Below are 23,523 nucleotides of genomic sequence, written 5' to 3'. Positions count from 1 at the left end.
AATATACTAAATGATAAGGTGTAAAAAATAAAACCAACCGATAAAACGATTGGTTTTATTCTATTCTTACTTGTATTTTATATTTCTCGGTTACTATCCCAAGCTTCTAAATAGTCTTTTACGGCTTTTACAAATTGTCCGCCAAGTGCCCCATTAACTACGCGATGGTCATAGGAATGCGACAAAAACATTTTGTAACGGATACCTATGAAATCGCCTTCTGGGGTTTCTATTACTGCTGGCACTTTGCGAATGGCCCCTAATGCCAATATACCAACTTGCGGCTGATTAATAATAGGTGTACCCATAATACTTCCAAAGGTTCCTACATTAGTAACTGTGTAGGTGCCCCCTTGTATTTCGTCTGGTTTTAATTGATTGGCTCGTGCCCTTGCTGCCAAGTCATTAACATGCTTGGTCATGCCTACTAAGTTTAGCTGATCCGCATTTTTTATAACAGGAACAATTAAGTTACCATCTTGCAAGGAAGCTGCCATTCCTAAATTGATGTTTTTCTTCTTTACAATGGTATCGCCTTGTACTGAAATATTCATCATAGGATAATCACGAAGGGCTTTTGCAATGGCTTCCATAAAAATTGGCGTAAAAGTTAAATTTTCTCCTTCACGCTTTGCAAAAGCATCTTTTACTTTTTTCCTCCAATTCCATATTTTAGTTACATCCGCTTCTATAAAGCTTTGAACGTGTGCAGACGTTTGAACCGATTCGACCATGTGATGTGAAATGATTTTTCCCATACGGGTCATTTCAATAATTTCATCGTCTCCACTAGACACTAAAGATGGTTTAGGCGATATTTCTTCTTGTGTTGGTATTGTTTTGGCTTGCTTTGGAACATCCACAGGCTTTACAGCAGGCTCAGGCGATTCCGTCCTTGATGGCATTTCTTTATTACTTTCACTTTTGTTATTAACATATTCAAGTATATCATTCTTTGTTACACGCCCGTCTTTTCCTGTTCCTTCTATAGCGTCTAATTCTTCTTGGCTAACGCCTTCTTGTTTTGCAATGTTTTTAACAAGTGGTGAGTAAAATCTATTTTCACTGGAAACGACTGGAGTTGCTAATGTTTCTTTTACTTTTTGTATACTCTGTACCACTTCTTCAACGGATGCCTCTTCTGCTATATCTTCATTTAAACTTTCTGTTTCTGGTTCCTCATCATCACCTTGTGTTTCTATAATAGCAACCACTTGGCCAACTTGAACTACATCGTTTACATTAAATAGCTTCTCTACTAAAACGCCATCTACTTCACTTGGCACTTCGCTATCCACTTTATCTGTTGCTATTTCCAAAACCGCTTCGTCAAGTTCTATGGTTTCACCAACCTCTTTTAACCAAGATGTTATTGTTGCTTCTGCAACACTTTCTCCCATTTTTGGTAACTTAAGCTCAAACTTTGCCATATCTATAATGTAATACTTGTTTTTTTGTTTACGGTTGCAAAATTACTTAAAAAACATTAATTCTTTTAGATTATTTACAATAAAACTAATTAAAATCTATTATTTCCCCTCTACAAATTGCATTGTCGCTTCCCAATATAAAACCAGAATTTTTAGGTAATATTTTATAGGTTAGTGATTTTGTTTTTATAGCATCTTGCATCATTGCTATAATGTCTTTGTTACTCAACTTGTTACCATCAAAAATAACTTCTACCCTTTCTTTTTGGGGTATAGAACTTAAATCTGGCCGGCAGGTTATGGGCTTTTGCAATGCTGTTTTTAAACTTTCATTTAACCTGTTTGATACAAACACATAACTATCTACCTGCTTTTGTTTGCTTTTTGGTGTTCTTCTAAAAATATAAGCCATTCTAATTCCCAACCAAACCAACATATCAAACACATAATTTTTATTAAAGTGTTTCTTATAAAATATTTGCATGGCACCATAAAATCTTCTGGCATAATATCGGTCTCGCAAAGTGCTTTCCCCTTTAAAATGAATAATGGCAGTACCCCCAAAATAGTAATTCCTGTAACCGCTTTTTAATATTCTATAAGACAAGTCTATATCTTCTCCATACATAAAATAATCTTCATCAAAACCTCCTACAGCATTGTATACCTGCTTTTTTAAAAACATAAATGCACCAACCAATACATCTACCTCCCCAACCTCATTTTCGTGTATTTGATTGGCATAGTAAGCCTTAGAATTGCCATACAATTTTTTAAAAGCTACATTTATATAAGGGATATTACGCTTACTTTCAGGCAAAAACACGCCTATTCCATTTACAAGCTTACAACCAACCACTCCCATATTTTCTTTGCTTTCTGCAAAGTTTAAAAGCTTTACAAAGGTGTCTTCTGCCACTACGGTATCCGGATTCAAAACGCATACATAGGCTCCTTTTGCTTTAGATACGCCTATATTATTTCCTTTTGAAAAGCCAAAATTATTCTTATTTTCAACAAGTACTACTTCAGGAAACAAGGTCTTCACCATTTGGCAACTACCATCGTTTGAATTATTATCCACCACTATAACTTCTGCATCTATTGTTTCAATAGCGGCATAAACACTCTTTACGCACAATTCTAAAAAGTAGCGTACATTATAATTTAAAATAACAACGGAGAGTTTCAAAGGTGTAAATATTATTTAAAAAAATACTATAGTTTTAATGAAGCTTCAAAGGGGACTCTATTAACAATGCTTCTACTCAGTGTAATTTCGTCGGCATACTCCAACTCATCACCAACCGAAATCCCTCTAGCAATAGTTGATGTGTAGACTTTATAATCTTGAATTTGTTTGAATATATAAAAATTTGTGGTATCCCCTTCCATAGTAGAGCTCAAAGCAAAAATAAGTTCTTTTACTTGGCCTACTTTTACTTTATTGACTAAAGACTGAATATTTAAATCGTGTGGCCCGATACCATCCATAGGTGATATTTTACCTCCCAGTACATGATACAGACCTTTATAGGAACTCGTGTTTTCTATGGCCATAACATCCCTGATATCCTCAACAACACAAATTATGGATTCATCCCTATTAGGATTTGCGCAAATTTCACATAAATCCATATCACTAATATTGTGGCAGGATTTACAAAATTTAACTTGATGACGCATATTCAATAAAGCTTCCGAAAGCATCGTTGTTTGCTCTTTGGGCTGTTTTAACAAATGCAATACTAAACGCAGTGCAGTACGCTTACCAATACCTGGTAGTTGCGACATTTCATTAACCGCTTTTTCCAATAATTTAGAAGAGAATTCCATAGTTGCGAATTTAATACTTTTTACAGTAAATTATGGAATACTATTTAAAGAATAAAATTCTAGAGACTGCAAACTTATTTTGTATTTTGGCTTTGAAAAACAAAACGCATGTCTGCAACGCAAATCCTTTTACTTATAGCTGCTTATTTTGGAGTATTGATACTCATCTCCTATTTTACTGGGAAAGAAGACTCTAACGATGCTTTTTTTAAAGCAAACAAATCAGCACCTTGGTATTTGGTAGCTTTTGGTATGATAGGCGCCTCACTCTCTGGGGTTACATTCATATCAGTTCCTGGTGCTGTGGAAGCTAAGCAATTTGGGTATCTACAAGTTGTTTTTGGTTACTTTTTTGGGTATTTGGTTATTGCTTATGTTTTATTGCCCATTTATTACAGACTTAATTTAACCTCCATTTACACCTATTTAAAAGGTAGGTTTGGCAATACCAGTTATAAAACCGGATCTGTAGCGTTTTTGGTTTCCAGAATTGTTGGTGCCTCTTTTAGGTTATTTTTAGTTGCGAAAGTGTTACAATTGCTTGTATTTAATCAATTAGGAGTGCCATTTACAGTTACAGTAATCATCACCATTACTTTAATATGGCTTTACACCTTTAAGGGTGGTATAAAGACAATTATTTTTACCGATACATTACAAACTCTATTCATGCTTATATCAGTAGTTGTTACCATTATATTCCTGGCCTCGGCTTTGGGTTTGAACAGTCTCTCTGAAATTTATGCCAATGTAAAAACCAATAGTATGAGTAAGGTGTTTTTCTTTGATGATATAAATGATGCCCAATACTTTATTAAAAGCTTTTTAGCTGGCATGTTTATTACCATTACCATGACAGGTCTAGACCAAGATATGATGCAAAAGAACCTAACCTGTAGGAACATTAAAGATGCGCAAAAGAATATGATATCATTTAGTATTATTTTAATTTTTGTTAATATTTTATTCCTTGTTTTAGGGTTACTTCTTACCCAATATGCGAGCTTGCAAAACATTACTGCAGATAAGGACAATCTGTTTCCAACCATTGCCATGCTGCCCGAAATAGGGGTTGTTACTTCTGCGTTCTTTATACTGGGGCTTATTGCCGCAGCCTATAGTAGTGCCGATTCGGCACTAACGTCCTTAACAACATCGTTTTGTATAGATATAATTGAGTTGGATAAAAAACCTAAAGCCACACAAAAACGCATTAGAAAACAAACCCATGTGGTCATTAGCGTTTTATTGGTGTTCGTTATTATTTTGTTTGATATCTTATTTAAGGACGTTTCCGTTATTTGGGAGCTATTTACAGCAGCGGGCTATACCTATGGTCCTTTGCTTGGCTTATTTGCTTTTGGCATATTCACTAAAGTCAACTTAAAGGATAAATATGTCTGGATAATAGCTATTATTTCACCAATACTATCATACTTCGTCAACAAGTACTCGGTCAATCTTTTAAATGGTTACCAAATTGGATTTGAAATATTAATTATAAATGGCTTAATAACCTTTTTGGGCTTAATATTGATTCGTAGAAAGCAAAACTAAAGAACAGGCTACTTCATAAAAAATATGATGTTCGTCTAAAATCCTATAGAATTCTGGATTTTCTGTACCAGGGTTAAAAATAACACGACTTGGATTTAACGAAACAACATAGTCATAATAATTCTTTTGGTTTGCTGCTTTAAGATATAATGTTACCGTATGTATATTGGTATAAGGTATTAATTCGGTACTAATGGGCACACCTGCTACTTCTCCTGCTTTTAACCCAAAGGCAACAACCTCAATATGTTGCGAAACAAGCTTTTGTATTACAAAATTCGAATATCTACTTGGTTTTAAAGATGCTCCTAGAACTAATGTTTTTTTGTTCATATGTTAAAAAGATGTTAATACGTACCAAATATAGTAACAGAATTTCAAACAGGTCGTCTACATTGTATCAATCAAAAAATAGATCAATCAAAATGAAAAATTTACTTTTCATGTGCTTGCTATTTGTTATAGCAACAACACAGGCACATATACCACTCACAAGAGCAAATACCGAAAAACTGGGCACTATATCTGGAAAAGTATTAGACGCTAAATTAAACCAACCCTTACCATATGTAAATATTATTATTAAAAACGCAAAAAACGAAATTATAACTGGTGGCATTACCTTAGAAGATGGCACATTTAAAATTGATAAAATAGAAGAAGGGCATGTAACTGTTAACATACAATATATTGGTTATAAAACTATTAACAAACAAGTTTTAATTAATAAAGGCAATTATAATATTAGCTTGGGTAACATCTTTTTAGAAGAAGCAGCAGAGGGTTTAGATGAAGTTACTGTGGTTGCCGAAGTTTCGTCCATTCAACAAAAAGTAGATAGAAAAGTCATTAATATTGGGAAAGACTTAGCCAATATGGGAACGGCAACCGAATTGATGGCTGCTGTACCCTCTATAAATGTAGATGCACAAACAGGAGACATTAGTATGCGTGGCAACGAAAATGTACGGGTTATGGTTGATGGTAAATTATCGAACATTCCAACTGCCCAATTGCTAAAGCAAATTCCATCCAACTCCATAAAACAAATTGAACTTATTACTAACCCCTCCGCCAAATACAATCCTGAAGGCATGAGCGGAATTATCAATATTATACTTCATAAAAACACAAAAATTGGCTTTAATGGTAATCTAAACCTTGGGTTACGATATCAGTTGGAAGCCAAATTTAACAGTTCAATTGACATGAACTATAGAAATGGTAAATTTAATTTTTACGGTAGTTATGGCAATAACATCTCTAAAAATGTTAATCAGGGCATCATTTCGCAAATAGAGAACAACTCATTCCAATCCTTAGACATGCTCAACAACAATAAATCCCATTTATATAAAGTTGGTGTAGATTTTTACTTGAATGAAAAAAACACTATTTCCATATTTACAAATCAAAATATCTATGACGGTAAAGACTTTATTAAATCCAATCTTGTGTTTAACGATAATATGCAGAATAACCAAAATCAAAACACCGATACCCAAGGACATAATACTACATCACAATACAATTTTGATTATAAATTGGATTTTAACAAAGAAGGTCATAATATCGAATTGGAAGTTGATTACAATACCTTTAGCGATGACATAGAAACCAATAATATTTTAATTGGTAACAATACTAGACCAACATACTTTGAATTAACCGACACCGACAACAATAACACAACTGTAAATTTAGATTATGTAAACCCTATTTCAGAAAGCACCAAATTAGAACTGGGCCTACAAGCAAGGTTATTTAACAATGATATTAATTATGAATCTGATGGCAGGGTACGCAATGAGAGTGGCAATTATATTCCAACCATAACAGGTTACGACTACAGTAGAGATATTTATTCAGCCTATATAAACTTTAGCAAAAAATTTAAAAAATGGTCATACCAGTTTGGACTTAGGGCTGAAAATGTAATGGTTGAAGCAATTGCCATGGAAGCAGATTTGTCGGATAATACAGAAACCACCATTCCGTTTGAAAATGATTACTTTCAGGTATATCCTTCGGCTTTCTTTACATATACCCCATCAGAGAAGAACGCCTACCAATTAAGCTATAGCAGAAGAGTTGACAGGCCTGGAGCGTGGCAGGTAAACCCCATTCCACAGTGGAACACCCCTTTAATTTCAAACTTTGGAAATCAAAAACTTGAACCACAATTTACTAACTCAATTGAGCTAAACTATACCAGACAGCTTGGCAAAGGAAGTATTACTGGAGGTGTATTCTACAGAATCATTGAAGATGAAATTAATAGAGCCGTTTATGTAGATCGCTCAGATTTGAGTTCCAACAGAATTATATTGACCTTTGATAATTTTGAAAACACCACTGCATATGGTTTTGAACTTTCAAGTAATTATCGCCCTACCAAATGGTGGAATTTCAATGCCAGCTTTGACTTGTACTCCCAAACCCAAAAAGGCATTGCCGAGCGTATAGACCCTACCATACCCAATCCTACCGAAAGCGATATTATATCAGAAACTGTAGAAGTAGACAATATTATTTGGAACTTTAGAATCTTTAACAATTTTAGAGCCAGTAAAAACTTAACATTCTCTGCTTTTGGCATGTACAGGGGCAAGAATACAGGCTTAAATTTTGAAATGGACCCCATGTATTTTATCAATTTAGGGATACGTTATGCCTTTTTGGAAGACAATCGGGCAACCTTTAGTTTAAACTTTAACGACGTTTTAAACACACAGGAAATTAACGTCCTAAGCTTAAGACCTTTTGAGCAAACCGCCATGTTTAAACCCGAATTTAGAACTGTGTTTGCAGGCTTAACGTATCGCTTTGGTGGAGGAAAATACCGAGCCAAAGCTCGAAAAAATAGAGACGACAACATCAAATCTGGAGGTGGCGGATTTATGTGAAAATAATTTAATGGTCTGCATAATAGTTGATGGTTAGTATATTTTGTCAGGCATTAAATAAGAAACCCCAAAACAATTGTGTTTTGGGGTTTTGTTATTATAAATGTTAAAGTTTAAAGTTTTTTACATAATAGCACAATAATAGTTTTGATTAAACGTTTAACGTATTATACTATCTAACCAAAAAACGAAATAATTATTTAGAGTTAGTCACCTTCACATAAAGAATTCGTAAAAAGATTAGTATATATTAAAAAACTCGAAGCTTATATGTTTTGAGTTTTTTTATGAATGTTAAAAAGCGTTAAATATTAAAATTGGTGCAATAATACGTCCCTTTTTACGTCTAATATATAGATTCTTCACACAGAATAGTGTTAGTTGAAGTTGATTAATAGCTAGAAAAACCCAGAATCTTTGGATTCTGGGTTTTTTACATAAACTCTATTTATAAATAGCCTACCAATTAATAATAGCACTTCCCCAAGTAAAACCACTGCCAAAAGCTGCCAACACAACCTTATCGCCTGTTTTTATCTTGCCTTCTTCCCAAGCCTCGGTTAACGCAATAGGAATGGATGCCGCCGTGGTATTACCATACTTTTGTATGTTATTGAATACTTGATCATCATTAAGTTTAAATTTTCGCTGTATAAACTGAGCTATACGCAAATTGGCTTGATGCGGAATTAGCATATCTATATCGGTTACTTTTAAATGGTTTTTCTTAAGGCCCTCCATAATAACCTCACTAAAACGTACCACGGCATTTTTAAATACAAATTGTCCGTTCATATGTGGAAAATAGCTTTCGTCATTAGGATCATTGTCTGCTAAAATATCATTTACCCAACGTTTGCCCATTCCAGGTGCTATAAGTACCAATTCCTCGGCATGCTCTCCTTGTGAATGTAAATGTGTTGATAATATACCTTTTTGGGCGTCTTCTTCCCTGGTTAGAACAGCCGCACCAGCACCATCACCAAAAATCACTGAAACACCTCGCCCACGTGTTGTCTTGTCCAATCCGTGCGAGTGTAATTCACTACCAATTACCAATATATTTTTATACATCCCGGTTTTAATAAAATTGTCGGCAACCGATAATGCATACACAAACCCCGAGCACTGGTTCCGTACATCCAAAGCTCCAACTGTTTTAATATCCAAAGCATGCTGTACTTGCACTCCTGGGCCTGGAAAATACATATCAGGACTTAAGGTAGCAAACACAATAAAGTCAATGTCATCCTTATCTATTCCAGCTCGTTCAATGGCAATTTTAGCCGCTTTAACCCCCATGGTAGCTGTAGTATCACCTGAACCTTCTCTAACCCAACGCCGTTCTTTAATACCAGTTCGCTCTTGTATCCACGCATCATTAGTATCCATCATTTTAGACAGATCGTTATTGGTCACAACATGTTCCGGGACATATTTTCCCAAGCCTATTATTTTAGAATTGTACATCTTTATTTAGTTTAAGTAATACAAAGTACAACAACTCCATTTAAATTTCAAATAACAAATCATAAATTCCTAAACTATAACAAGGCATTGTGCCAGTTTGTCACATTTTGATTATTGGTACTTTTTTTGACTTAGGATGCTTCATAACATAAAATATTCTTAAAACTATATATCATGACAAAAGGAAACATTAATGTATCGGTAGAGAACATCTTCCCGCTCATTAAAAAATTCTTGTACAGTGACCACGAAATATTTTTGCGTGAGCTAATTAGCAATAGTACAGATGCAACTTTAAAACTAAAGCACCTTACCAGTATTGGGGAATCTAAGTCTGAATACGGCAACCCACAAATAGAGGTTAAAATTGATAAAGAAGGCAAAAAACTTCATATCATAGACCAAGGTATTGGTATGACAGCAGAAGAGGTTGAAAAATATATTAATCAGATTGCCTTTTCTGGCGCCGAAGAATTTTTAGATAAATATAAAGACTCCTCTAAAGATTCTGGTATCATTGGGCATTTTGGGCTTGGTTTCTACTCTGCCTTTATGGTTGCTGAAAAAGTAGAGATCATAACAAAATCACACACCGATGCTCCAGCAGCACATTGGACTTGTGATGGTAGCCCTGAATTCACACTAGAGTCTCATGATAAAACCGAGAGAGGTACCGAAATCATCCTTCACATCGCAGAGGATTCTACCGAGTTTTTAGAAGAATCCCGTATTCGTGAATTGTTGTTAAAGTATAATAAGTTTATGCCCATTCCTATTAAATTTGGAACCAAGGAAATAAACGATCCAGACTTTACTCCTAAAACAATTACCGATAAAGATGGTAAAGAAACCACAGAGCCCCATAAAAAAATAACGGTTGACAATATTATTAACAACCCCAATCCGGCGTGGACCAAACAACCATCAGATTTAAAGGATGAAGACTATAAAGACTTTTATCGTGAATTGTATCCTATGCAATTTGAAGATCCTTTGTTTAACATTCACCTAAATGTAGATTATCCATTTAACCTTACTGGGATTTTATATTTCCCAAAAATGACAGGTGATTTAAACATTCAAAAGGATCGTATACAGTTATACCAAAATCAAGTATTTGTTACAGATAATGTTGAAGGTATTGTGCCTGAATTCTTAACCATGCTTCGTGGCGTTATAGATTCACCAGACATTCCTCTTAACGTGTCTCGTAGCTATTTACAAGCTGATGGTGCTGTTAAAAAGATCTCTTCTTATATTACTAGAAAAGTAGCCGATAAATTAAAATCATTGTTCAATAACAACCGTGAGGATTTTGAAGCAAAATGGAACGATATTAAAGTGGTTATTGAGTACGGTATGCTTTCTGAAGAAAAATTCTTTGAAAAAGCCGATGCTTTTGCACTTTATCCAACCGTAGATGGGACGTATTATACCTATGAAGAGCTTTACAATAAAATTAAAGCCAACCAAACTGATAAAGATGACAAGTTAGTTATTCTTTATGCAGCCGATAAAGATGCACAACACAGTTACATTGAAGCTGCAAAAGCCAAAAACTATGAAGTGTTGCTATTAGATTCTCCTATCGTATCACATTTAATCCAAAAACTGGAAACCTCTAAAGAAAACATTTCTTTTGCACGTGTTGATGGTGATCATATTGATAAATTAATCCAAAAAGAAGATGCTTCTATTTCCAAATTGGATGAAGACCAGAAAAAAACCTTAGATGCCTTACTAAAAGAAGTAATCCCTTCTGAGAAATTTATGGTACAGTTAGAAGCTATGGATAGTGATGCATCACCCTTTATCATTACGCAACCTGAGTTTATGCGTCGCATGAAAGAAATGCAAGCTACTGGTGGCGGTGGTATGTTTGGCATGGGTAATATGCCAGAAATGTACAACTTGGTGGTGAATACCAACTCTGAATTGGTTGGCGAAATTCTTGCTACAAAAACCAAAAAGAAACAAGAACGCTTAATTAACCAAAGCTTGGATTTGGCTCGTTTATCTCAAGGACTTTTAAAAGGTGAAGAACTTACCAATTTTATTAAACGTAGCTACGAAATGATAAAGTAACTGTAATAGCTTTGTCATAATGGACGCTGTCATGTCCTATGATATTTTCAAAAACCACTTTGCACAAACAAAGTGGTTTTTTCATATACAAAAAAGTATGGAGTGGTTTTACTTTTTTGCATTTTTTTAAAATAAATACAATATCTTCGTTTTTATAGCGCAAAAGTCTACAATTAATAGCAAACACTATGCAAATCATCTCAAGTAACATAGCCAAACCCACTGTCATCACTTGGAATGGAAAACAAATCAATACAGGTATTTATAAGACACCCACCAATGCAGCTATTTTTTTGGGAAAAGACATAGTAAAAGGTGATGAAGTAGCTGACCGCAAACACCATGGAGGTACATTTAAAGCTTGTTATCTATTTTCAGCAGACCATTACCCCTACTGGCAAAACCTATACCCGAACTTGGATTGGAGTTATGGCATGTTTGGAGAAAACCTAACAGTAAAGGGGCTTGATGAAACTAAAATTCGCATTGGCGATATTTATAAGTTGGGAACGGCACTGGTACAAATTACAGAACCCCGAGAGCCTTGCTTTAAGTTAGGGGTTAAATTTGGCTCCCAAAATATCCTGAAACAATTTATTACGTATGGCAGACCAGGTACATATATACGTGTTTTAGAAGAAGGTTATGTAGAAAACAACGATACTTTTAAACTTATAAAGGCCGCTAAAAACAGCTTGACCACAGAGCAATTATTTAACTTATTATATTCAGAACATAAAAATCAAACCTTGTTAAAATTAGCCGTGCAAAGCGAATCCATCCCACCTAAAAAAAGAGAAAAATTAAAAGGCTACTTAATTGTAAATTAAAAAACACTGAATTATTAATTCCACACCTCTGTTAGCAACCACCCACTGGCATCTTCTAAATAAGAGACATAATCACAAGGCTGTAAATGCCCTAGATCTGGTGCCACAACAAATTGAATGTCCGAACCAACAGCGTTAGATTCATCAACATAGCCTTGAGTGGTTTCAACAGGAAACAAGGTGTCTTCAGCTCCATGAATAACATACATGGGGATGTTTATTTTTTGAACTTCATTACTGTTATTAATAGGTTTGTACGAACTGGCCATGGGTATAGAAGCCGAAAACAAACTAGCATAATATTGTGCAAAAAACCAACTGCCATTGCCACCATCACTATATCCAGTAACAACAACCTTAGTACCATCAATGTGCAAATAACTAGTTGCTAAATCTACCAAAGCTATAATTTGATTTTGATTAGGAGAATCATACCATAGAAATCCTTTACTACTCGGACTTATAATATAAGCATCCAAGGCATCCAACCCTGGCTCGGCCAAACAGGCCGTTGCCTTGTAGGCCACATCAGATTTTACACTGGCATCACCATGCAAACTAATTACAAGGGGTCTTTTGTTAGATGAACTGGCACTTGTAGGCACAATAATCCTGAAATCCCAAAAATAGTTGTTGTTGTTAGACTCTAATCTAAAATCGTTAATGCCATCATTAATATCAAGATTTTGAAAATCAGCTCTAACATCAGCTTCCGTTCTAATAGTATCAGTTGGTTCGTCTTTATCGCTACCGCTACACCCAATTAACAAAAAAGAGATAATTAAAATTCTAAGATTCCTCATAAGCTTATTTATAATTCTAAATTTAAAATAAAAATTGGTATAAGTTATATTTAAAATGTTAAAATATAGTATTCATTAACAGGGTATTAGTCTTAAAATATTGCATTTTAAATACCTGCTATAAGTAAATTTGTTACAACTTCAAATTACAGTAATCCCATTTTTTTGTATCTTTAAGTTATGCGCAAACTCTATAAAAAATTAAAGCTTCATAATTTCGAGGATGTTTATATTCTAAACAAGCCAGAGGCATTCCTTGAGGCCTTTGAGGGTGTTAACCACTCAGGATCTTTAGTTACTACATCCTGTGTAGAATGTGCTGTGGTTTTTGTGAAAACAAAAGAAGCATTTGTTGAGCAAATGTTAACTTTATTTCCCAGGTTAATGGATCAATCCGTACTTTGGGTATTTTATCCCAACGATACCACAATTAGTGAGATATCTAAACTGCATATTGAATTTGATTGGGATTTTCTGGGCGATTATCGCTTAAAGCCAACCAAACTATTGACGATTGATAATACTTGGAACGCCATTAAAATAAAAAAAATCCTCATTTAAAATTCATGTATCTTTGTGCCATAAAACCCATATATGTCATTTAAAGACTTACAATTAAATACTCCCATTTTAAAAGCTGTCACAGAAGCAGGTTATAATGCCCCCACATTGGTTCAAGAAAAAACAATTCCACATATTTTAAACCTAAAAGACGTTATTGTATCCGCACAAACCGGTACAGGAAAAACAGCAGCCTTTGCTCTACCCATTTTACAAATGTTGTTTGATAGGCAAGATGCTCCCAAAAAAGGCAAAAGAATTAAAGCCCTTATTGTAAGTCCAACGCGCGAACTGGCTTTGCAAATAAACGAAAACTTTAAAACCTATGGCACCTACACCAACTTAAGGTCTACTGTTGTTTTTGGCGGCACTGCCATAGAGCCACAAATAGATGTTTTAAAAAAAGGCGTTGACATATTAATTGCTACTCCGGGGCGCTTGTTGGATTTGCACAAGCAAGATATTGTTAACCTAGACTACGTAGAGACCTTGGTTTTAGATGAAGCAGATTTAATGCTGGACATGGGCTTTATAGATGATGTAAAAAAAATTGAGCGCCTTTGTACCAAGAACAAACAAATCTTGCTCTTTTCGGCCACCATACCTTATAAAGTTGAACAACTTGCCAATACCATTTTAAAAACACCCGAACGCATTGAAGTTGCCCAGAATGCTTCAACATCCAAAAATGCCCACCAAGTATTGTATTATGTCCCCAAACGCAATAAAATAGAACTGTGCTTGCATTTACTAAGAAACACTATTAAAGGCAATATCCTTATTTTTAGGCGTACTAAATTTGGAGTAGACAAACTGGAAAAAACGCTCTTAAAAAACGGGTATGAAGTAGCCAGTATCCACGGTGATAAAAGCCAACCATTAAGACAAGAAGCTCTAAAGAAATTTAAAAGTGGCTATGTGAATATCTTAATAGCTACCGATGTTGCAGCACGTGGTATTGATATAGATGAATTGGACGCCGTTATAAACTTCGACTTGCCCAATGTTCCTGAAACCTACGTTCATAGAATAGGACGTACGGCCCGAGCCGGTAAAACCGGTATTGCTTACTCTTTATGTTCGGCAGATGAGAAAGTATATATTACAGCCATACAACAACTTATACAGCTTCAACTGGATGTTGTAGAAGACCACCCCTACCTACTAAACCACAAAGCTAAGCCCGAGGTGCACAGATCTAAAAAAGGAGGAAGCAAGCATAAAAAAGGACGAAAAAGCACAGCTTCTAAAAAGAAAAAGAAACGCTGGTACTAATAGGGTTAGCTTATATCCATTCGCCTGTTAAAATAATACTTAAGTAAGGGAATTTGCACCACTAACATGACCGCAAACATCATTATGGCATACCCTGTTGCTTGTGGCCATTTAAAGCCCTGAAAAGCACGGGAAAGTTTATTATCTGTAAGTATATTATAATTAATATTGCCAAACCAATGGCTACTTTCTATTTGAGTTCCAAAAAGCGATACCACACACACAGCAACAACACTAATAAAAACAAGCACCCAAACCCGTTTGGATATTAAAGGTTTATAAGCTGTAACACTATACCGGTTTTGCATTTCAATTTGAGACATGACTTTTGATGTAAAATCAAATGAAGGCGTTTCCAATGTGGATGATTGCATGGCTTTGTCCATAAACTTTTCAATAGAATTATCGGCGTTGTCTTTCATAATATTCAATAATTTCAGGTTCTAAACGGTCTCTTAAAATAGCGGTTAATTTTTTTCGGCTTCTAAACAATTTCACCTTTACATGATTAGGTGTTATACCAATTATAGTGGCAATGTCCTCTAACGATTGGTCTTCAAAATAATACAAAGTCAACAAAAATCCATCGGCATCGGGCAATAAATTTAAACATTCCCGAATACTTTGTTGGCGTTCCACCTCTACCAAAGTGTCAAAAGCATTCTCTATGGTCTTAATTTGATTAACCGTAACGGCATCGATCGTCACATGGCTATGCTGTTTTTTATTTTTCTTTATACAATCTAAACAACTATTATAAGTCACTTTATAGATCCATGTTGATAATTTTGAATCACCTTTAAATTTATGTAATGATTTATATACTTTAATAAAAGTATCTTGCGAAACCTCTTCGGCTTCTTCCTTATGCTTTAACATACGCAATGCCAAAGTAAATACCATCTTTTTGTAGCGTTCCACCAATAAGGCAAACGCTTGGGCATCGCCCTTTAAAATTCTTTTGATGATTATCTCGTCGTTGGTGGTCATTTGTATATAAAGACGACACAATAGTTGTTAAGGTTACAGGTAGTACAAAAAAAAATTGTCCTTTTGTGTAACCGGAATTTAAAAGCAGTCGTCAATAAGGTATGTAATACATTAAAAATAATCAATTAAATACAAACTATTATGGAAGAAATATTAATACCCATTAGCCTTTTTTTAGCGATTTTCGGAATCTTCTACCTTTATTTATCTACCCGTAATAAAGAGCGACTGGCTCTTATAGAAAAAGGAGCCGATGCTAGTATTTTTATAAAGGGTAAACAACAAGCAGCACCTTTTTGGAAAATCATTATCTTAAACTTGTCCTTATTGCTTATAAGTATAGGTGTAGGTATTTTTATAGCATCTGTTCTGCATTACAATTTAGGCATGAATGAAGATGTAGCCTATCCAGGTACTATTTTCTTAATGGCTGGAGTTGGGCTATTTATTGGTTTTACCATGACCAAAAACTTAGATAAAGAATAAACTAAACAAGATCAATCAAAAAACGATTAAACCTGCTTTTAAAAGAGCAGGTTTGTTATTTTACGGGAAAATCAAAATATGTATTAGGAAACGGTTCCTCTTTTAAAGTAAAATGCCACCATTCCTTAGGATAGTTTTTAAAACCATGCTTTAACATAACATTTTGCAATAATGTGCGATGGGCCTTTTGGATTTCGGTAAGCGCTTGGTAATCTATCCATGAAATCTGTCCGAAAAAATCATATGGACTCCCCATATCTAAAGTTTTGCCTGTATTACCATCAATAATGGTTAAATCTACCGTACTACCCTTACTGTGGCCAGAACGACTGGCAATGTATTCCTCTACAAACAAGTTCTCTTTAGTAACATTGGGGTAAAAAATAGATTTATTAATCGTATCATTTAAATCCTGTGCCCATCTAATGAAATGATCGACCGATCGCTGTGGGCGGTACCCATCATAAACCTTTAAGCACAAATTGTTAGCTTCCAGTTCCCTTTGCACCTGCTGTAAGGCCATAGCCGCTTGCTTGGTTAAAATAAGTTTGTTTGCCTGATAACCATCTATGGGTGTCCCCACAAAATTATTGGCAGTAAAATACCGCAACTCTACTACTATACCCGGTATCACATCTTCCACATACACAAAAGATTCTGGCAATTGAGCCCATAAAACAGTGCAATAAAGACTAAAGGTATATTTAATAAATATCTTTATCTTATCTAACATAAAAGCTAATGTATATAAAATAAGGCATAAAAAAAACCGAGTTCCCTCAAACTCGGCTTTCTTTCAATTTGCTTTTTATTATGATGTAGATTTAGGGTCTCTATACCAACAACCATAATGCAAATATTAATTAATTAATCCATTGAACTAAAAAGTATATTATTTAGTACATGTCAAATATATAATTATTCAAAATACTACAACGATAAAATACACTATAAATCGATGAAATGCATTAAATTTTAACATTTAAAGATGAAAAACATTAATATATCGATGAAATACATGATACAACGCCACTAAAAACGATTTAAAACAGTGCCTTAAAGTCCAAATAAAAAAACTTTTTAGCATTATAAAATGATTTTAGAGATGCTATTTTAAAATAAAAGTTATTGTATTTTAAAATTGATGTGTATTTAACCCCAATAAACTTACCGTTTATAGAGCCTTTAAAAGTATCATCGAATAAACAATTCGTTTTAACGAATAAATTGTGCATAAGGTAAGTGCCCACATTAATTTTAATCCCTGAAGATCCCAAAATCATCAAAAAATGAAACATAACCTACTATTAATCACTTGTGTATGCTTTTTATCAGCCCTACAAGCACAAGAGTATTCCTTTGGATTTAAAGGCGGCCTTAACAACAATACCATTGGTACGCTTTATCAACGCGCTTATAATAACGAACCTGCTATTAACCACGAACCCAATAAAGAAATTGGATACCAACTTGGTAGTTACGTTGCAGTAGAATTTGGTAGCTTTTTTATAAGGCCCGAAATTAACTATGTAACCCTAAATAACAATTATGAGTTGCCTAGAAAAAAAGCCAAATGGCGTACTTCTAAAATAGATATACCCATTCTTGCAGGTGTTAAAGTATTTAAACCTATTTATATATACGCTGGTCCCAGTTTTAATTTTTATAAAGATACCGAGCTAGATGGGGTACAAGTAACCCCTTATAGTGATGGTGGACCAGATTTAGAAACAAAGACACTTAGCTTTAACGTTGGCATCATGTTTCGTTATAACCGATTTGGCCTAGATATTCGATACGAACAAGGCACTAATGAAACTGAAGAAGAAATACTGGATATAAATTACAATGCATATGGTACCAATTTAGCCGACCTAAGATCGTATAAGCCCAATATGCTTCGTGTTAGTCTTTTTATTGATATTCTTAGAACCGATGGTATGAAATTAAGTGATCTGTTTAAAGGGAATAATAGTTGTGGCTGTCCTTATTAGAAATAAAACACACTTCTATAATACATAAAGAAAAAAGCATCCTTTACAGGATGCTTTTCTACTAACTAACCAACCAAAAATATGAATTACAATTCTAAAGTTTAAAGTAACCACTCTATAAACTTTTTATGTGGAATGTAATTATAAATTATGTTTCAATTACTGTGCCAAAACACTTCCTTTGCATTATATTTTTATAAATATTTAACGTATAAATTGAAAAACAAGAAAATAATGCCTAGAGTAGCATATCACATTTAATTATAGGATATTTGCCTTTTTAAATAACATACCAATTCATGAAAAACATTTTTTATTTTATCTTGGCCCTATTGGTTTTTTCTTGCCAAAAAGAACAGCCAGATTTAGTAGTTAAAACCAATATTAAAGGCCTAAAAAAAGGCACCGTTTACCTAAAAAAGCTACAAGACTCTACCATTATTACAGTAGATTCCATGGTGGTGAATGGCAATCCAGAATTTGAACTCTACAGTGCCATAGAAACTCCCGAGGTTTTCTATTTGTACTTAGACAAAAACAGTTCGGAGCAAGATAGGATTACGTTTTTTGCTGATAAGGGCATTACAGAAATCAACACCACGGTAAAAAACTTTACTATAGATGCCAAGATTAACGGGTCGGAACAACAAAAGGTATTGAGTGATTACAGAAAAATGATGAGCCGGTTTAACAATCAAAACCTCGATTTAATAAAGGAAAATTTTGAGGCCAAAAAAGATGGCAATACGGCTGTTATTGATAGTTTTCAAATAAAATCGGACAACCTATTAAGAAGGCGCTATTTATTTACCGTAAACTTTGCATTGAATAACAGAGATAGTGAAGTGGCGCCCTATTTGGCACTTACCGAAATATATAACGCCCGAATTAATTTATTGGATACCATTAACAATGCTTTAACCGACAAGGTAAAAGCTTCTAAATATGGTAAGGAACTGCAATTGTTTATTGATAAAATTAAGGAAACAGAAGAGTAAAATAAAAAACCGTTTAGAAAGTTATTTGGTCTGTCATTCTGAACTTGTTTCAGAATCTTACTCCCTTAAAAAGAGAAGCTGAAATAAATTCAGCTTGATAGATATACTTACTTTCTAAACGGTTTTGTTTTTGAGCCGATGGAGGGACTCGAACCCACGACCTGCTGATTACAAATCAGCTGCTCTAGCCAGCTGAGCTACATCGGCTTTTTAACCGGATGCAAATATAATCGCAAAATTGAAATCTGCAAGCAGTCCAAATAAAAAATTTAGCCTAATTTATTGATTTTCTCAATCAAGGCATTTCCTTTGGTTTCCAACTCGGCACTAATAGCTTTAAAGTGCGCTTTTGGGTTCTCTATATTCTTTGCGTTTACCTTAGCTATCAATGCATCAAAAGTAGCAATGGCTTCATCTATAATTGCTTCGCTCTTTTTGGTGTCTTTATCTGTATTTGCATATTCCCATACATATACAGCTTCTATAATATCACCTAAAACATAGTTTATATCTTTTTTTAGGTCTCTAATATTTGCCATAATTATATTATTTAATTTATGGAGCAAAATTACACATAAACTTCTAATAGTGTCGCTTTTTTAGAACTAATTTCATATTGCTTAATGGCTGCAGGCAATAAAATAGTCTCCCCTTTTTTTATGGTTTCAAAACTACCGTTGCATTCTATAATGGCATTGCCATCTACACACATATAAATCACGAAAGAATCGTGTGTGTTTTCTTTTTTTATAGGTGCGGTTACCACTAAATAATTGGTGGTAAAATAAGGGCAACTAACCATCTCATTAGATTGGTTAGGCGTTTTGCTATAAGTTACCCTAAAGTTATCATCCATATCAAAATCTATGGCATCAATGGCTAAATCATTGTGCAGCTCACGGGCATTCCCTTGGTCATCCACCCGATCCCAATCATACACCCTATAAGTAATATCACTGGTTTGCTGTATTTCTGCAACCATCACACCAGCGCCAATGGCATGTACCCTACCCACTTCAATAAAATAGGTATCGCCTGTTGTAACCTTATCAAAATTTAAAATACTGGTAAGGGTTTTATCCTCTAAATGCTTTAAGTATATCTCTGGAGTTACTTTTTGATTGAAACCCACAATAAGATTAGCATCAGTATCGGCCTGAAACACGTACCACATTTCTGTTTTCCCAAAGGAGTTATGACGTTTTGCAGCCAGTTCGTCGTTAGGGTGTAGTTGAATGGACAAATCTTCTTTGGCATCAATAAACTTAATAAGGAGTGGAAATTTATCTTGAAACACCTTATAATTCTTCACGCCTATTAAATCCGATTGGTAAGTGGTTAAAAGCGACTTCAACGATCGCCCCTTTAAGGTACCATTGCTTACTACAGAGGTATCTCCCTCTACATCGCTAATTTCCCAACTCTCACCTATATTGGGTAAATCGCTGTCTTTATTTAATATGGTTTTTAGTTTTTGTCCGCCCCATATCTTATCTTTTAAAATAGGGGTGAATTTTAATGGGTACAATGGGTCTGTCATATGTTTTCGTTTTGTTTTTGCTATTATAACACCTAATGCCCTGCATAGCTTACGAAATTACGTGGGGTTTCAAAAAGGGTTATTTCCAAATCAAGCTTGGCGTCCAAGTTAGGTTTTATTTTGTTGTAAATAACAACTGCTATATTTTCAGCGGTGGGGTTTAAGTTTTTAAATTCCGGTACTTCCAGGTTTAAATTTTTATGGTCAAAAGCAGTTTCAACCTCGGTGTATATAATGTCCTTTAAATCTTTAATATCAATTACATAACCTGTTTCGGGATCAATAGGCCCGGTAACGCTCACTATAAGCTCGTAGTTATGGCCATGAAAATGCGGGTTGTTGCACTTGCCAAAAACTGCATCGTTCTCAGCGTCGGTCCAATCCTTACGATACAACCGGTGTGCGGCATTAAAGTGTGCTTTTCTACTAACGGTTACCTTCATGTTTCTGTAATGTTTATATGTTCGTAGAATTTATCAAAAATAATTTTAAACCATGCTGTATACTGTTCTGGATGTTCTAAAATATCCTGTTTTACAGCATCTAGCGACATCCACTTCCAACTTGCCACTTCCTCTGGATTAATATGGGGTTCGTCATCATAATAGCCAATTAAAATATGGTCGTACTCGTGTTCGGTCAACCCGTTATCAAACGGTGCTTTATAAATAAAGGAAATGGTATCTTCTAAATCGGTTACAAATCCCATTTCCTCTTGTAAACGACGTTTTCCGGCCGCAATATTGCTTTCGCCTACGCGCTGGTGGCTACAACAGGTATTGGTCCATAAATTGGGGGAATGATACTTATGTGCTGCGCGCTGTTGCAGCATCAGCTCATTATGCTTATTAAAAACAAATACCGAAAAGGCCCTGTGTAAAACCGCCTTTTCATGGGCTTCCATTTTGGGCATGGTACCAATAGGCTCGTCATTTTCATTTACAAGGATAACTTCTTCTTCTATCATAGTCCTACAAAAATACCAAGTTAAATATAAATATGGGCATTCTGGGGTTAAAATTCGCTCATAGTAAATTGTAATATGTAAATCCTTGTTATCTTTGCAACCATTTTGCACAAGATATCTATGAGTTTTATAAAGGAAATTAACAGACGACGTACTTTTGGAATTATTTCGCATCCCGATGCTGGTAAAACAACGTTAACCGAAAAATTACTGCTATTTGGTGGTGCCATACAAGAGGCCGGTGCTGTAAAAAGTAATAAAATTAAAAAAGGGGCTACGAGCGACTTTATGGAAATTGAGCGCCAACGTGGTATTTCGGTGGCTACGTCGGTATTAGCTTTTGAATATAATGATACCAAAATAAACATTCTGGATACTCCCGGGCATAAGGATTTTGCCGAAGACACCTTTAGAACCCTAACGGCTGTTGATAGTGTTATTGTGGTTATTGATGTTGCAAAAGGGGTTGAGGAACAAACTGAAAAGTTGGTGGAAGTTTGCCGTATGCGCAACATTCCTATGATTGTTTTCATCAATAAAATGGATAGAGAGGGTAAGGATGCTTTTGATTTATTGGATGAAGTGGAACAAAAATTAGGCTTAAAAGTCGTGCCATTAAGCTTCCCTATTGGGATGGGTTACGATTTTAAGGGCATCTATAATATTTGGGAAAAGAATATTAACTTGTTTAGTGGCGATAGCCGTAAGAATATTGAGGAAACTATTGAGGTTTCCGATTTGGAATCTCCTGAACTCAATATGCTTATTGGCGACAAATCGGCACAAACGCTTAGAGAAGAAATAGAATTGGTTACGGGTATTTATCCCGATTTTGATAAACAGGCTTATCTAGATGGTCAATTACAACCCGTATTCTTTGGATCGGCCCTTAATAATTTTGGGGTGCGCGAACTGTTGGATTGTTTTATTGATATTGCACCCAAGCCAAGGCCCAAACAAAGTGAAGAGCGCTTAGTAAAGCCCGACGAAACCAAATTTACGGGCTTTGTATTTAAAATACACGCCAACATGGATCCTAACCATCGCGACCGTTTGGCCTTTGTAAAAATTGTATCGGGTAAGTTTGAGCGCAACAAACCTTATTTGCATGTGCGCCATGGCAAAAACCTAAAATTTTCCAGTCCAAATGCCTTTTTTGCTGAAAAAAAAGAAATTGTAGATGTGTCCTACCCCGGTGATATTGTAGGCCTGCACGATACGGGCAACTTTAAGATTGGCGATACCTTAACCGAGGGCGAAGCCATTAACTATAAAGGAATACCTAGCTTTTCACCAGAGCATTTTAGATATATTAATAATGCCGACCCTTTAAAATCGAAACAATTGTACAAGGGCATCGACCAGTTGATGGACGAAGGTGTAGCGCAATTATTTACCCTAGAGCTTAACGGCCGGAAAGTAATTGGTACCGTTGGGGCGCTACAGTATGAAGTGATTCAATACCGATTGGAGCATGAATATGGTGCCAAGTGCACTTATGAAAACCTAAATGTCCATAAAGCCTGTTGGGTAGATCCTAAAGGGGCCAAGCCCGAGGAGTATAAAGAGTTTATACGCGTTAAACAACGCTTTTTGGCCAAGGACAAACAAAACCAATTGGTGTTTCTGGCAGATTCGGCATTTTCATTACAAATGACGCAGCAAACCTATCCGAGCATTAAATTCCATTTCACCTCGGAATTTTAACGAATAGTCGATTATATTTGGGTTTAAATTTTAAATTCATAAATTTTATAGTGTAAAAATATCAAATTAATAAAATAATCAATTATTT

23 protein-coding genes and 1 tRNA gene are annotated in these 23,523 nt (G+C 34.9%); 10 read left to right on the top strand and 14 right to left on the bottom strand.

Annotated elements, in window-relative coordinates; genetic code table 11:
* Nucleotides 1-77: 77 nt before the first annotated feature.
* The 3 genes from AC5SR4_RS12280 to recR form a co-directional block, all read right to left on the bottom strand.
* Nucleotides 78-1,430, bottom strand: coding sequence for a dihydrolipoamide acetyltransferase family protein (locus AC5SR4_RS12280; RefSeq protein ID WP_495356536.1), 1,353 nt, complete (start codon nt 1,428-1,430; stop codon nt 78-80).
* A gap of 85 nt (nt 1,431-1,515) precedes the next feature.
* Nucleotides 1,516-2,622 carry a glycosyltransferase family 2 protein gene (locus AC5SR4_RS12275; protein ID WP_495356535.1) on the bottom strand — a complete coding sequence of 369 codons (1,107 nt, stop codon included), beginning with the start codon at nt 2,620-2,622 and terminating at the stop codon, nt 1,516-1,518.
* Between the two features lie 26 nt (nt 2,623-2,648).
* Complete coding sequence (gene recR, locus AC5SR4_RS12270; protein WP_495356534.1) at nt 2,649-3,266, bottom strand: recombination mediator RecR; 618 nt, start codon at nt 3,264-3,266, stop codon at nt 2,649-2,651.
* 108 nt (nt 3,267-3,374) lie between these two features.
* Between recR and AC5SR4_RS12265 the strand changes: the two genes are divergently transcribed.
* Nucleotides 3,375-4,823, top strand: a complete 1,449-nt coding sequence (locus AC5SR4_RS12265; RefSeq protein WP_495356533.1) for a sodium:solute symporter — start codon at nt 3,375-3,377, stop codon at nt 4,821-4,823.
* Here the strand turns inward: AC5SR4_RS12265 and AC5SR4_RS12260 are convergent.
* Entirely contained in the window at nt 4,794-5,156 is a 363-nt protein-coding gene (locus tag AC5SR4_RS12260; protein WP_495356532.1) for a CoA-binding protein, read from the bottom strand. The genes AC5SR4_RS12265 and AC5SR4_RS12260 overlap by 30 nt on opposite strands.
* A gap of 92 nt (nt 5,157-5,248) precedes the next feature.
* Between AC5SR4_RS12260 and AC5SR4_RS12255 the strand changes: the two genes are divergently transcribed.
* A complete protein-coding gene (locus tag AC5SR4_RS12255; protein ID WP_495356531.1) occupies nt 5,249-7,729 on the top strand; it encodes a TonB-dependent receptor in 2,481 nt (826 codons plus the stop codon).
* Nucleotides 7,730-8,188: 459 nt separating this feature from the next.
* Here AC5SR4_RS12255 and AC5SR4_RS12250 read toward each other — a convergent pair whose 3' ends face one another.
* A complete protein-coding gene (locus AC5SR4_RS12250; protein ID WP_495356530.1) occupies nt 8,189-9,199 on the bottom strand; it encodes a 3-oxoacyl-ACP synthase III family protein in 1,011 nt (336 codons plus the stop codon).
* Between the two features lie 174 nt (nt 9,200-9,373).
* Between AC5SR4_RS12250 and htpG the strand changes: the two genes are divergently transcribed.
* Together htpG and AC5SR4_RS12240 are read left to right on the top strand one after the other, a co-directional pair.
* Nucleotides 9,374-11,284, top strand: a complete 1,911-nt coding sequence (gene htpG / locus AC5SR4_RS12245; protein ID WP_495356528.1) for a molecular chaperone HtpG — start codon at nt 9,374-9,376, stop codon at nt 11,282-11,284.
* Between the two features lie 188 nt (nt 11,285-11,472).
* The gene (locus AC5SR4_RS12240) at nt 11,473-12,114 is read left to right on the top strand and encodes an MOSC domain-containing protein (RefSeq protein ID WP_495356527.1); all 642 of its coding nucleotides are present in this window, start codon (nt 11,473-11,475) and stop codon (nt 12,112-12,114) included.
* 14 nt (nt 12,115-12,128) lie between these two features.
* Here AC5SR4_RS12240 and AC5SR4_RS12235 read toward each other — a convergent pair whose 3' ends face one another.
* Entirely contained in the window at nt 12,129-12,917 is a 789-nt protein-coding gene (locus tag AC5SR4_RS12235) for a carboxylesterase family protein (RefSeq protein WP_495356526.1), read from the bottom strand.
* A gap of 180 nt (nt 12,918-13,097) precedes the next feature.
* Between AC5SR4_RS12235 and AC5SR4_RS12230 the strand changes: the two genes are divergently transcribed.
* Both AC5SR4_RS12230 and AC5SR4_RS12225 read left to right on the top strand, forming a co-directional pair.
* Entirely contained in the window at nt 13,098-13,478 is a 381-nt protein-coding gene (locus AC5SR4_RS12230) for a hypothetical protein (protein ID WP_495356525.1), read from the top strand.
* A gap of 33 nt (nt 13,479-13,511) precedes the next feature.
* Nucleotides 13,512-14,753, top strand: a complete 1,242-nt coding sequence (locus tag AC5SR4_RS12225) for a DEAD/DEAH box helicase (RefSeq protein WP_495356524.1) — start codon at nt 13,512-13,514, stop codon at nt 14,751-14,753.
* Between the two features lie 5 nt (nt 14,754-14,758).
* On the opposite strand, the gene AC5SR4_RS12220 is transcribed toward AC5SR4_RS12225, so the two are convergent.
* Nucleotides 14,759-15,175: a hypothetical protein gene (locus AC5SR4_RS12220; RefSeq protein ID WP_495356523.1), complete on the bottom strand. Its 417-nt coding sequence runs from the start codon at nt 15,173-15,175 to the stop codon at nt 14,759-14,761.
* Nucleotides 15,156-15,743, bottom strand: coding sequence for an RNA polymerase sigma factor (locus tag AC5SR4_RS12215; RefSeq protein WP_495356522.1), 588 nt, complete (start codon nt 15,741-15,743; stop codon nt 15,156-15,158). Before AC5SR4_RS12215 ends, AC5SR4_RS12220 begins: the two co-directional genes overlap by 20 nt.
* 141 nt (nt 15,744-15,884) lie before the next feature.
* Between AC5SR4_RS12215 and AC5SR4_RS12210 the strand changes: the two genes are divergently transcribed.
* Nucleotides 15,885-16,229, top strand: coding sequence for a DUF6249 domain-containing protein (locus AC5SR4_RS12210; RefSeq protein ID WP_495356521.1), 345 nt, complete (start codon nt 15,885-15,887; stop codon nt 16,227-16,229).
* 55 nt (nt 16,230-16,284) lie between these two features.
* Here the strand turns inward: AC5SR4_RS12210 and AC5SR4_RS12205 are convergent, their stop codons facing one another.
* A complete protein-coding gene (locus tag AC5SR4_RS12205) occupies nt 16,285-16,962 on the bottom strand; it encodes a M15 family metallopeptidase (RefSeq protein ID WP_495356520.1) in 678 nt (225 codons plus the stop codon).
* A 556-nt stretch (nt 16,963-17,518) separates the two neighbouring features.
* Here AC5SR4_RS12205 and AC5SR4_RS12200 point away from each other — a divergent pair.
* A complete protein-coding gene (locus AC5SR4_RS12200) occupies nt 17,519-18,223 on the top strand; it encodes a porin family protein (RefSeq protein WP_495356519.1) in 705 nt (234 codons plus the stop codon).
* A gap of 299 nt (nt 18,224-18,522) precedes the next feature.
* Nucleotides 18,523-19,221, top strand: coding sequence for a DUF4369 domain-containing protein (locus AC5SR4_RS12195; RefSeq protein ID WP_495356518.1), 699 nt, complete (start codon nt 18,523-18,525; stop codon nt 19,219-19,221).
* Between the two features lie 133 nt (nt 19,222-19,354).
* Here AC5SR4_RS12195 and AC5SR4_RS12190 read toward each other — a convergent pair.
* The 5 genes from AC5SR4_RS12190 to idi form a co-directional block, all read right to left on the bottom strand.
* A tRNA-Thr gene (locus AC5SR4_RS12190) sits at nt 19,355-19,428 on the bottom strand.
* Nucleotides 19,429-19,490: 62 nt separating this feature from the next.
* Nucleotides 19,491-19,760 (bottom strand): hypothetical protein, encoded by a 270-nt coding sequence (locus tag AC5SR4_RS12185; protein WP_495356517.1) that lies wholly within the window; start codon nt 19,758-19,760, stop codon nt 19,491-19,493.
* Between the two features lie 29 nt (nt 19,761-19,789).
* The gene (locus AC5SR4_RS12180; protein ID WP_495356516.1) at nt 19,790-20,761 is read right to left on the bottom strand and encodes a type I phosphomannose isomerase catalytic subunit; all 972 of its coding nucleotides are present in this window, start codon (nt 20,759-20,761) and stop codon (nt 19,790-19,792) included.
* A gap of 32 nt (nt 20,762-20,793) precedes the next feature.
* The gene (locus AC5SR4_RS12175; RefSeq protein ID WP_495356515.1) at nt 20,794-21,204 is read right to left on the bottom strand and encodes a 6-pyruvoyl trahydropterin synthase family protein; all 411 of its coding nucleotides are present in this window, start codon (nt 21,202-21,204) and stop codon (nt 20,794-20,796) included.
* Nucleotides 21,201-21,728, bottom strand: coding sequence for an isopentenyl-diphosphate Delta-isomerase (idi, locus tag AC5SR4_RS12170; RefSeq protein ID WP_495356514.1), 528 nt, complete (start codon nt 21,726-21,728; stop codon nt 21,201-21,203). The genes AC5SR4_RS12175 and idi overlap by 4 nt, the downstream gene beginning before the upstream one ends.
* Before the next feature lie 120 nt (nt 21,729-21,848).
* On the opposite strand from idi, the gene AC5SR4_RS12165 reads away from it, so the two are divergent.
* Nucleotides 21,849-23,435 (top strand): peptide chain release factor 3, encoded by a 1,587-nt coding sequence (locus AC5SR4_RS12165; RefSeq protein WP_495356513.1) that lies wholly within the window; start codon nt 21,849-21,851, stop codon nt 23,433-23,435.
* Nucleotides 23,436-23,523 lie beyond the last annotated feature (88 nt).

Source organism: Aestuariibaculum scopimerae, from assembly GCF_059428085.1.
Note: the sequence above shows the minus strand (reverse complement) of the source record. Positions and strands in the feature narration are given on the sequence as shown.